11 protein-coding genes are annotated in these 10,248 nt (G+C 72.4%); 3 read left to right on the forward strand and 8 right to left on the reverse strand.

Features of this window, described 5'->3' with window-relative positions; translation table 11 throughout:
- Window positions 1-114: 114 nt before the first annotated feature.
- The 8 genes from ACFSJS_RS26980 to ACFSJS_RS27015 all read right to left on the reverse strand — a co-directional run bounded on the left by ACFSJS_RS26980 (window position 115) and on the right by ACFSJS_RS27015 (window position 7,101).
- Entirely contained in the window at window positions 115-450 is a 336-nt protein-coding gene (locus ACFSJS_RS26980; RefSeq protein WP_380904946.1) for a metal-sulfur cluster assembly factor, read from the reverse strand.
- Complete coding sequence (sufU, locus tag ACFSJS_RS26985) at window positions 447-914, reverse strand: Fe-S cluster assembly sulfur transfer protein SufU (protein WP_380904948.1); 468 nt, start codon at window positions 912-914, stop codon at window positions 447-449. Before sufU ends, ACFSJS_RS26980 begins: the two co-directional genes overlap by 4 nt.
- 49 nt (window positions 915-963) lie before the next feature.
- Entirely contained in the window at window positions 964-2,220 is a 1,257-nt protein-coding gene (locus tag ACFSJS_RS26990) for a cysteine desulfurase (RefSeq protein WP_380904950.1), read from the reverse strand.
- Between the two features lie 127 nt (window positions 2,221-2,347).
- Window positions 2,348-3,112, reverse strand: a complete 765-nt coding sequence (gene sufC / locus ACFSJS_RS26995; RefSeq protein ID WP_380904952.1) for a Fe-S cluster assembly ATPase SufC — start codon at window positions 3,110-3,112, stop codon at window positions 2,348-2,350.
- Window positions 3,113-3,118: 6 nt separating this feature from the next.
- On the reverse strand, window positions 3,119-3,478 hold the full coding sequence (locus ACFSJS_RS27000; protein WP_380904954.1) for a non-heme iron oxygenase ferredoxin subunit: 360 nt from the start codon (window positions 3,476-3,478) through the stop codon (window positions 3,119-3,121).
- Window positions 3,475-4,656 carry a Fe-S cluster assembly protein SufD gene (gene sufD / locus ACFSJS_RS27005; RefSeq protein WP_380904956.1) on the reverse strand — a complete coding sequence of 394 codons (1,182 nt, stop codon included), beginning with the start codon at window positions 4,654-4,656 and terminating at the stop codon, window positions 3,475-3,477. Before sufD ends, ACFSJS_RS27000 begins: the two co-directional genes overlap by 4 nt.
- Window positions 4,657-4,873: 217 nt before the next feature.
- Complete coding sequence (gene sufB, locus ACFSJS_RS27010) at window positions 4,874-6,295, reverse strand: Fe-S cluster assembly protein SufB (protein ID WP_380904958.1); 1,422 nt, start codon at window positions 6,293-6,295, stop codon at window positions 4,874-4,876.
- Entirely contained in the window at window positions 6,292-7,101 is an 810-nt protein-coding gene (locus ACFSJS_RS27015; RefSeq protein ID WP_380904960.1) for a helix-turn-helix transcriptional regulator, read from the reverse strand. The genes sufB and ACFSJS_RS27015 overlap by 4 nt, the downstream gene beginning before the upstream one ends.
- A gap of 258 nt (window positions 7,102-7,359) precedes the next feature.
- On the opposite strand from ACFSJS_RS27015, the gene ACFSJS_RS27020 reads away from it, so the two are divergent.
- From ACFSJS_RS27020 to ACFSJS_RS27030, 3 genes are all read left to right on the forward strand, one after another.
- A complete protein-coding gene (locus ACFSJS_RS27020; protein ID WP_380904962.1) occupies window positions 7,360-8,286 on the forward strand; it encodes an ABC transporter ATP-binding protein in 927 nt (308 codons plus the stop codon).
- 71 nt (window positions 8,287-8,357) lie between these two features.
- Window positions 8,358-9,089: an ABC transporter permease gene (locus ACFSJS_RS27025; protein WP_380904974.1), complete on the forward strand. Its 732-nt coding sequence runs from the start codon at window positions 8,358-8,360 to the stop codon at window positions 9,087-9,089.
- 84 nt (window positions 9,090-9,173) lie between these two features.
- A partial coding sequence (locus ACFSJS_RS27030; protein WP_380904964.1) for a COX15/CtaA family protein occupies window positions 9,174-10,248 on the forward strand: 1,075 nt, incomplete at its 3' end.

Raw genomic sequence — 10,248 nt, forward strand, 5'->3', positions numbered from 1 at the left:
TGGTGGCCAGCACCTCGGCCAGGATCGCGCTCGCCAGCATCAGGTACACCATGGCACGAGGCTATGCGGCGCCCGGGCCGCGGGCGGTCCTGGAGGAGGGGCGGCGCAGCGCCGTCAGACGTTGAAGCCGAGGGCGCGGAGCTGCTCGCGGCCCTCGTCGGTGATCTTGTCCGGGCCCCACGGCGGCATCCAGACCCAGTTGATCCTCAGGTCCTTGACCAGGCCGTCGGTCGCCGACCTGGCCTGGTCCTCGATGACGTCGGTCAGCGGGCAGGCCGCGGAGGTCAGCGTCATGTCCAGGGTCGCGACGTTCGCGTCGTCGATGTGGATGCCGTAGACCAGGCCCAGGTTGACGACGTCGATGCCCAGCTCGGGGTCCACCACGTCGTACAGCGCCTCGCGGACCTCGTCCTCGCTCGCCGGCTTCGTCGTGGTCTCGGTCTCGCTCATGCGGTCTTCTCCTCAACGGCGCCGCCGCCCAGGGCCTGGGCGGTGGCGTCCTTCCATGCCATCCAGCTCAGCAGGGCGCACTTGACGCGCGCCGGGTACTTCGAAACGCCCGCGAACGCGACCGCGTCCTCCAGGATCTCCTCCATGGCGTCGTCCGGCTCGATCCGGCCCTTGGACTGCATCAGCTCCAGGAAGGTCTCCTGGACGCGGCGCGCCTCGTCCAGCTCCTTGCCGACGAGCAGCTCGTTCAGCACCGAGGCGCTGGCCTGGCTGATGGAGCAGCCCTGCCCCTCGTAGCTGACGTCGGCGATGGTCGAGCCGTCGAGCTTCACCCGCAGCGTGACCTCGTCGCCGCACGTCGGGTTGACGTGGTGCACCTCGGCGTCACCGTCGCGGAGCCCACGCCCGTGCGGGTTCTTGTAGTGGTCCAGGATCACGTCCTGGTACATGGAGTCAAGCTTCACGAGTCACCTTCAGCCGCTGCAGTCGTCCGTGGTCGGTCAAGCCGGAACCTCAACCGAAGAAGTTCCGCACGTGCTCCAGGCCCTCCACCAGGGCGTCGACCTCGGCGGGAGTGGAGTACAGATAGAACGACGCACGCGTGGTCGCGGGAATTCCGTACCGCAGGCAGACGGGCCGGGCGCAGTGGTGGCCGACCCGGACCGCGATGCCCTGCTCGTCGAGCACCTGCCCCACGTCGTGGGGGTGGATGTCACCGAGGGTGAAGGAGATCGCGGCGCCGCGGTCCTCGGCGGTGGGCGGCCCGATGATCCGCAGGCCGGGGACGTCCCGGAGCCGGGAGACCGCGTACTCGGTGATCGCGTGCTCGTGGGCCGCGATGCGGTCCATGCCGATCGAGGCGAGGTAGTCCACGGCGGCGCCCAGCCCGACGGCCTGCGCGATCGGCGGGGTGCCCGCCTCGAACTTGTGCGGTGCGGGGGCGTAGGTGGAGGAGTTCATCGAGACGGTCTCGATCATCTCGCCGCCGCCGAGGAACGGCGGCAGGTCCTCCAGCAGCTCCTGCCGTCCCCACAGCACGCCGATGCCGGTCGGCGCGCACATCTTGTGACCGGTGAAGGCCACGAAGTCGGCCTGGAGGGCCTGCACGTCCAGCGGCATGTGGGGGGCGGCCTGGGAGGCGTCGACCACCACCAGCGCGCCGACCTCCTGGGCGCGGCGGACGATCGTCTCGACCGGGTTGACCGTGCCCAGGATGTTGGAGACCAGCACGAACGAGACGACCTTGGTCCGCTCGGTGATGACCTCCTCGATGTTCGACAGGTCCAGGCGCCCGTCGTCGGTGAGGCCGAACCACTTCAGCTTCGCGCCCGTGCGCTGCGACAGCAGCTGCCACGGCACGATGTTGGAGTGGTGCTCCATCTCCGTGATGACGATCTCGGTCCGGTCGTCGACGCGGTAGGGCTCGTCCGCCCAGCCGAGCATGTTCGCCACGAGGTTGAGCGACTCCGAGGCGTTCTTGGTGAAGATGACCTCGTCGCGGCTCGGCGCGTTGACGAACGCGGCGACCTTGTCGCGCGCGCCCTCGTACAGCGCCGTGGCCTCCTCGGCGAGCACGTGGACGCCGCGGTGGACGTTGGCGTTGTGCCGCGTGTAGTAGTCGTTCAGCGCGTCGAGGACCTGGTTCGGCTTCTGGGAGGTCGCCGCGTTGTCCAGGTACACGACCTTCTTCCCGTCGTGGACCGTGCGGTCCAGGAGGGGGAAGTCCTTGCGGATCGCCTCTGTGTCGAGGAGGCCCGGCAGCTGTGTCACGCTCGTGTCTCTCCGTTCTCCCCCGGAACTCCCGCTCCGGGGGTAACCCCATTGTGCGCCCGTACGGCGGGGCCGTGGGCGCCCGCGGAGCGCGGGGCCGCGACGTCCGCGGCCCCGCGCCGGCGGCTCAGGCCGCCGGGCCCCCCTTCACGTAGGCCTCGTAGCCCTCCTCCTCCAGCTTGTCCGCCAGCTCCGGGCCGCCGGACTCGGCGATCCGGCCGGCCGCGAAGACGTGGACGTGGTCGGGCTTGATGTAGCGGAGGATGCGCGTGTAGTGGGTGATCAGCAGGGTGCCGACCTCGCCGGTCTCCCGGACGCGGTTGACGCCCTCGGAGACGATGCGCAGGGCGTCCACGTCCAGGCCGGAGTCGGTCTCGTCGAGGATCGCGATCTTCGGCCTGAGCAGCTCGAGCTGGAGGATCTCGTGGCGCTTCTTCTCGCCGCCGGAGAAGCCCTCGTTGACGTTGCGCTCGGCGAAGGCGGGGTCGATGGAGAGCCGCTCCATGGCCTCCTTGACCTCCTTCACCCAGGTGCGCAGCTTGGGGGCCTCGCCGCGGATGGCGGTGGCGGCGGTGCGCAGGAAGTTGGAGACCGACACGCCGGGCACCTCGACCGGGTACTGCATGGCGAGGAAGACGCCGGCGCGGGCCCGCTCGTCCACCGACATCTCCAGGACGTCCTCGCCGTCCAGGGTGACGGTGCCACCGGTGATCGTGTACTTCGGGTGGCCCGCCAGCGAGTAGGCGAGGGTGGACTTGCCGGAGCCGTTCGGGCCCATGATCGCGTGCGTCTCGCCCTGCTTCACGGTCAGGTCGACGCCGCGCAGGATCTCCCGGGGGCCGTTCTCGGCCTCGACGGAGACGTGCAGGTCGTGGATCTCAAGCGTTGCCATGGGGCTTCAGGACTCCTGGGTGGTGGAGACGAGCACGGCCGCGTCGGGGCCGTCTCCTTCGATCTTGACGGGGTATACGGGGACGGGGCGCGTGGCGGGCGGGCCGGAGGGCTCGCCGGTGCGCAGGTCGAAGCTGGAGCCGTGCAGCCAGCACTCGATCCGGCAGTCATCCACCTCCCCCTCGGAGAGGGAGACGTTCGCGTGCGAGCAGACGTCGTGGATCGCGAAGACCTCTCCCCCGGTGCGGACCAGGGAGACCGGCGTGCCGTCGACCTCCACCCGGCGGGGGGCGTCCTCCTCCAGCTCGCCGAGCGCGGCGACGCGGACGAAGCCCTGCGTGTCCGCCGTGCCTTCCGCGGTGCTCATGCGACCGACCCCTCCAGCTCTTCCTCGATCCTGGCGATGAGGCGCTCCTGGAGGTCGGGCAGGCCGATCTGCTGGACCAGCTCGGCGAAGAACCCGCGCACCACCAGGCGGCGGGCGTCCTTCTCGGCGATGCCGCGGGCCATCAGGTAGAACAGCTGCTCGTCGTCGAAGCGGCCGGTGGCCGAGGCGTGGCCGGCGCCGACGATCTCGCCGGTCTCGATCTCCAGGTTGGGCACCGAGTCCACCCGCGCGCCGTCGGTGAGGACGAGGTTGCGGTTGAGCTCGTAGGTGTCGGTGCCGGTGGCCGAGGCGCGGATCAGCACGTCGCCGATCCACACGGCGTGGGCGTTCTCACCCTGGAGGGCGCCCTTGTAGACGACGTTGCTGCGGCAGTTGGGCACCTCGTGGTCGACGAAGAGCCGGTGCTCCTGGTGCTGGCCGTTGTCGGTGAAGTACAGGCCGTACAGCTCGGCCTCGCCGCCGGGGCCCGCGTAGTTCACGCGCGGGTGGAGGCGCACGAGGTCGCCGCCGAAGGTGACGACCACGGACTTGAACGTGGCGTCGCGGCCGACCAGGGCGTTGTGCTGGGAGCAGTGGACGGCGGTGTCGTCCCAGTCCTGCACGGAGACGACCGTCAGCTTGGCGCCGTCGCCGAGGACGTACTCGACGTTGGCGGCGCGCACGCCGTCGCCGGTGTGGTCGATGACGACGGTCGCCTCGGCGAAGGCGCCGAGCTCGAAGACGGTGTGCCCGAAGGACACGCCGCCCTGGCCCTGGATGCCGACGCGGATCGGCTCGGCGGGCGCGGTCTCCCGGGGCACGGTGACGACCGTGGCCTTCTCGAAGGCGCTGTAGGCCTGCGCGGCCACCCGGTCGACCGGCCTGCCGGCCCGGCCCAGACGGGCGTCGTCGCGGCCGACGGTCTCCACCGTCACGCCCTCGGGCGCGGAGATGTCGACCTTGACGCCGGCCCCGGCGGTGGCCGTGCCGTCGTGGAGCCCCTTCAGCCGCTCCAGGGGAGTGAAGCGCCACTCCTCCTCGCGGCCGTGCGGAACCGGGAAGTCCGCCACGTCGAAGGACGGCGGTGCGCTCATCCTGGTGGCGACGGTGGACTCGGCCGCCACCGCGATCGCTCCGGTGGTGCTGGCACCCGCCGGGATGTTCTGAGCCTCAGCCATGGCTGTCGTGTTGCTCGCTCTCTCGTCTCTGTGTGTTCGCTCGCCTTGGGGGCCCGGACCCGCCGCCGGCGCTCCTCGACCCGTGCTCCCGCGTACCTCGGTCGCTGGGTCTCGTCGCTCCCGGCGGCGGCGTCCCCCTCGGCTCGCCCACGGTCACGGGGTGGCCGGCCCGGTCCGGACGGGGACCGTCCGGACCGGCGGCCGGCCGGGCCGGCGGTCAGCCGACCGCGCCCTCCATCTGCAGCTCGATCAGCCGGTTGAGCTCCAGCGCGTACTCCATGGGCAGCTCCTTGGCGATCGGCTCGACGAAGCCGCGCACGATCATCGCCATCGCCTCGTCCTCGGACAGGCCGCGCTGCATCAGGTAGAAGAGCTGGTCGTCGCTGACCTTGGAGACCGTCGCCTCGTGGCCCATCGTCACGTCGTCCTCGCGGACGTCGACGTAGGGGTAGGTGTCCGAGCGCGAGATCGTGTCCACCAGCAGTGCGTCGCACAGCACGTTGGACTTGGAGCCCTCGGCGCCCTCGCCGATCTCGATCAGGCCGCGGTAGGAGGTGCGGCCGCCGCCCCGCGCCACCGACTTGGAGACGATGTTCGAGGAGGTGTTGGGCGCCATGTGCACCATCTTGGCGCCCGCGTCCTGGTGCTGGCCCTCGCCGGCGAAGGCGATCGAGAGGGTCTCGCCCTTGGCGTGCTCGCCCATCAGGTACACGGCCGGGTACTTCATGGTCACCTTGGAGCCGATGTTGCCGTCGACCCACTCCATCGTCGCGCCCTCGTAGGCCACGGCGCGCTTGGTGACCAGGTTGTACACGTTGTTCGACCAGTTCTGGATGGTCGTGTAGCGGCAGCGGGCGCCCTTCTTGACGATGATCTCCACGACCGCGGAGTGCAGCGAGTCCGACTGGTAGATCGGCGCGGTGCAGCCCTCGACGTAGTGGACGTAGGCGTCCTCGTCGACGATGATCAGCGTCCGCTCGAACTGGCCCATGTTCTCGGTGTTGATCCGGAAGTAGGCCTGGAGCGGGATGTCCACGTGGACGCCCTTGGGCACGTAGATGAACGAGCCGCCGGACCACACCGCCGTGTTCAGCGCGGCGAACTTGTTGTCGCCGGCCGGGATGACGGTGCCGAAGTACTCCTGGAACAGCTCCGGGTGCTCCTTGAGCGCCGTGTCGGTGTCCAGGAAGATGACGCCCTGGCTCTCCAGGTCCTCGCGGATCTGGTGGTAGACCACCTCGGACTCGTACTGGGCGGCGACACCGGCGACCAGGCGCTGCTTCTCGGCCTCGGGGATGCCCAGCTTGTCGTAGGTGTTCTTGATGTCCTCCGGCAGGTCCTCCCAGGACTGGGCCTGCTTCTCGGTGGACCGCACGAAGTACTTGATGTTGTCGAAGTCGATGCCGCTCAGGTCGGAGCCCCAGTTCGGCATGGGCTTCTTGTCGAAGAGCTTCAGGCCCTTCAGGCGGAGCTTCAGCATCCACTCCGGCTCGGACTTCTTCGCCGAGATGTCGCGGACGACCTCCTCGGAGAGGCCGCGCTTGGCCGAGGCGCCGGCGGCGTCCGGGTCGGCCCAGCCGTACTCGTACTTGCCCAGGCCCTCCAGCTCAGGGTGGGCAGTCTCCGTGGGGAGAGTCATGCGGGGTTCCTCCCGGCTGTGCTTGCAGATGCTGCGGTGGTCTTGGATGTCGTGGGCGCTGTCCCGGAGGCCGGGGCCTTGCCGGGGATGAACGTCGTGCACACTCCGTCGCCGTGGGCGATGGTGGCCAGACGCTGCACGTGGGTGCCGAGCAGGCGGGAGAAGACCTCGGTCTCCGCCTCGCACAGCTGCGGGAACTGCTCGGCGACGTGCGCCACCGGGCAGTGGTGCTGGCAGAGCTGCTCCCCCCCGGGGTTCCGCCCGGGGGCACCCCCGGCGGAGGCGGGCGCGCTGCGCGCGGTGGCAGCGTACCCGTCCCTGGAGAGGGCCTCGGCCAGGACCCTGGCGCGGTCCTCGGGCGCGGCCCGTTCCAGCTCGGCCCGGTACCGCTCGGTCTGGGCGGCGACGCGGGCGCGCGCGAAGTCCGCGACCGCCGCACGGCCCTTCTCGCCGCCGCCGGCCGCCTGCGCTATCCAGCGCATCGCGTCGACGGCCAGCTGGTCGTACGCCTGGTCGAAGGCGCCGCGGCCGCGGTCGGTGAGCGCGAAGGCCCGGGCGGGGCGCCCCCTGCCGCGCGTGCCGTGGACCCGCTTCTCGCGGGGCTCGACGACGCCCTCGGCCACGAGGGCGTCGAGGTGGCGGCGGACGGCCGCCTGCGTGAGCTCCAGCCGCTGGGCCAGCTCGGCCGCGGTGGAGGGGCCGTGGTCGAGGATGGAACGGGCGACCCTGTTGCGGGTGCCGTGGTGCTCGTCGGGGGTGGAGGGGGCGGAGGTACGGGCGTCACCGGTGCCGCTGCGGGCTGCCATGCGCGTCGTGCGCCTCCTCACTCCGTCGGGTTCCATGCCGCTCCGCCGGGCCGTCGTCCCGGGCGGAGCTTTTTCACAACGCCATTGTTGCGTAATTCGCGGGAAGGCGGCAAGCCGCGTCCTGACCTGCCGGAATGGGATGCGTCACGTAAGGCGAGCCTTACCCGCCGTGTCCGCCGCGGGCCGGCAGGCGCCCGGGGGCCGGGAGCGGGCCGCCCGCGGCCGCGGGCGGCCGGGCGGGCTCCTACACTCGCACCCATGCGAGACACGGCGGCCGTCGAGGTCGCGGGGCTGGTGAAGCGGTACGGGAGCACGACCGCGGTGGACGGGCTGGACCTCACCGTGGCACGCGGCACCGTGACCGCCGTCCTCGGCCCCAACGGAGCCGGCAAGACCACCACCGTCGAGACCTGCGAGGGCTACCGGCGCCCCGACGCGGGCACCGTCCGCGTGCTGGGCCTGGACCCGGTCGCGGACGCGCGGGCCCTGCGGCCCAGGATCGGGGTGATGCTCCAGAGCGGCGGCGTCTACCCCACCGTCCGCGCCGCCGAGATGCTGCGCCACGTGGCCGCGCTGCACGCCCATCCGCTGGACACCGGGGCGCTGCTGGAGCGGCTGGGGCTCGCCGGCTGCGGCCGCACCCCCTACCGGCGGCTGTCGGGGGGCCAGCAGCAGCGGCTGGCCCTGGCCCTGGCCGTCGTCGGCCGGCCGGAGCTGGTCTTCCTGGACGAGCCGACCGCCGGCCTGGACCCGCAGGCCCGCCGCGCCACCTGGGACCTGGTGCGCGAGCTGCGCGCGGACGGGGTGACGGTGGTGCTGACCACCCACTTCATGGACGAGGCCGAGACGCTCGCCGACGACGTGGCGATCGTCGACGAGGGCCGGGTGATCGCCCGGGGCAGCCCCGAGGAGCTGTGCCGCGGCGGCGCCGAGAACAGCCTGAGCTTCACCGGCCGCCCCGGGCTCGACCTGGGGTCGCTGCTCAAGGCCCTGCCGCCGGGCACCTCGGCCGCCGAACCGGTCCCCGGCACGTACCGGCTGACCGGCTCCGTCGACCCCCACCTGCTGGCCACCGTGACCTCCTGGTGCGCGCAGAACGGGGTGCTGCCGGACGGCATCGCGGTGGAGCGGCACACCCTGGAGGACGTCTTCCTGGACCTGACGGGCAAGGAGCTGCGGTCGTGAGCGCGAGGACGACGGAGGGCGCCGGGCACGGCGCGCACACCCCCCGGCCGGGTGCCGCGCCGCTGCCGCGGATGATCGCCGCGCAGGCCGCGCTGGAGACGCGGCTGCTGCTGCGCCACGGCGAGCAGCTGCTGCTGACGATCGTCATCCCCACCCTGCTGCTGGTGCTGTTCAGCGCCGTGGACATCGTGGACCTGGCGGAGGAGGGGGACGGCGGGGGCGGGCGCGTGGACTTCCTGGCGCCGGGCGTGCTGGCGCTGGCCGTGCTCTCCACCGCCTTCACCGGCCAGGCCATCTCCACCGGCTTCGAGCGGCGCTACGGCGTCCTCAAGCGGCTGGGCGCCTCGCCGCTGCCCCGGTGGGGGCTGATGGCGGCCAAGACGTGCGCGGTGCTGGTGACCGAGGTGCTCCAGGTGGTGCTGCTGGTCTCGGTCGCCTTGGCCCTGGGCTGGTCGCCGCGGGGGAACCCGCTCGCCGTCGCGCTGCTGCTGCTCGCCGGGACGGCGGCCTTCTCCGGGCTGGGGCTGCTGATGGCCGGGACGCTGCGGGCCGAGGCGACGCTGGCGGCGGCGAACCTGGTGTTCGTCCTGCTGCTGGTGGGCGGCGGGGTGGTGGTGCCCCTGGAGAAGTTCCCCGCCGCGGTGCGCGGGGCGCTGGAGCTGCTGCCGATCTCCGCGCTCTCCGAGGGGCTGCGGGAGGTGCTGCGCGACGGCGCCGGGCTGCCGTGGGGCCCGCTGGCGGTCCTGGCGGTGTGGGCGGTGCTGGGCCTGGCGGCCGCGGCCCGCTTCTTCCGCTGGGAGTGAGGCCCGGGGCCCGTCCGGCCGGGTGCCGCCCGGATGCCGCACCCCTCGTGAAAGCATGCACAAGCGCCCGCCTACCATGGCTGCGTGTCCAAACTGCTCGAATTCGCGCGGAGTCCCGTCGCGTACGTCGCCAGGCGCTGGACCCCGTCCCAGCGCACCGTGGAGCGCGCCACCCTGACCGCGCTCGTCATGAGCGTGGTCATCGTGGTCACCGGCGGGGTGGTGCGGCTGACCGGCTCGGGGCTGGGGTGCGAGACCTGGCCCAAGTGCAGCGGCGACAGCCTGATCGCCACGCCCGAGATGGGCCTGCACGGCGCCATCGAGTTCGGCAACCGCCTGCTGACGTACGTGCTGAGCGCCGCCGTCGGCTGGGCCATCCTCGCGGTGCGCTCCGCCGAGCCGCGCCGCCGGGACCTGTCGCGGCTCGCCTGGGCACAGTTCTGGCTGGTGGTGGCCAACGCCCTGATGGGCGGCGCCACCGTGCTGATGGAGCTGAACCCGTACACCGTCGCCGCCCACTTCCTGCTCGCCACCGCGCTGCTCACCGTCGCCGCCCTCACCTGGCTGCGGGCCCGCGAGGGCGACGAGGAGCCCCGTCCGCTGGCGGGCGCGCGGCTGCGCCGGCTCGCCTGGGCGCTGGTGGCCCTCTGCGCGGCGCTGATCGTCGCCGGCACCGTGGTGACCGGTACGGGCCCCCATGCGGGCGACAGCAGCGACGTGCCGAGGATGCAGCTGATGGGCTGGGAGGCGGCCGCCCGGACGCACGCCCTGCTGGCCTGGGCGGTGGTCGGCGCGACCGTGCTGCTGTGGCTGGCGCTGCGCGCCGTGGACGCCCCGAGGGGACCGCTGGCCCGCACCCGGGAGCTGTTCCTGGTGCTGATGGCGCAGGGCGTGATCGGCTACGTCCAGTACCTCACGGAGCTGCCCGAGGTGCTGGTGGCGCTCCACCTGTTCGGCTCCTGCCTGGTGTGGATCGCCGTGCTGCGGGTGCCGCTGTCGCTGCGCGAGCGCGGTCTGCCGCCCGCGGCGGCCGGCGGGGCCGGTGCCGCCCCCGTGCCGGCGGCCTCCCCCCTGCCCGCCGCCCCGGCCGGGGCGGCGGGGGGCCGGTGGCGTCCCCGGGAACGCCGGAGGGCCGGCGGCGGGTCTCCCGCCGCCGGCC

The organism is Streptomyces desertarenae (assembly GCF_042681365.1).
In the GTDB taxonomy this organism is placed as follows: Bacteria; Actinomycetota; Actinomycetes; order Streptomycetales; family Streptomycetaceae; genus Streptomyces; species Streptomyces desertarenae.

Coding starts and splice junctions, on each gene's coding strand:
- ACFSJS_RS26980 (WP_380904946.1), bottom strand. CDS start 450: ATGAGCGAGACCGAGACCACGACGAAGCCGGCGAGCGAGGACGAGGTC.
- sufC (WP_380904952.1), bottom strand. CDS start 3,112: ATGGCAACGCTTGAGATCCACGACCTGCACGTCTCCGTCGAGGCCGAG.
- ACFSJS_RS27025 (WP_380904974.1), top strand. CDS start 8,358: ATGATCGCCGCGCAGGCCGCGCTGGAGACGCGGCTGCTGCTGCGCCAC.
- sufB (WP_380904958.1), bottom strand. CDS start 6,295: ATGACTCTCCCCACGGAGACTGCCCACCCTGAGCTGGAGGGCCTGGGC.
- ACFSJS_RS27000 (WP_380904954.1), bottom strand. CDS start 3,478: ATGAGCACCGCGGAAGGCACGGCGGACACGCAGGGCTTCGTCCGCGTC.
- ACFSJS_RS27020 (WP_380904962.1), top strand. CDS start 7,360: ATGCGAGACACGGCGGCCGTCGAGGTCGCGGGGCTGGTGAAGCGGTAC.
- sufD (WP_380904956.1), bottom strand. CDS start 4,656: ATGGCTGAGGCTCAGAACATCCCGGCGGGTGCCAGCACCACCGGAGCG.
- ACFSJS_RS27015 (WP_380904960.1), bottom strand. CDS start 7,101: ATGGCAGCCCGCAGCGGCACCGGTGACGCCCGTACCTCCGCCCCCTCC.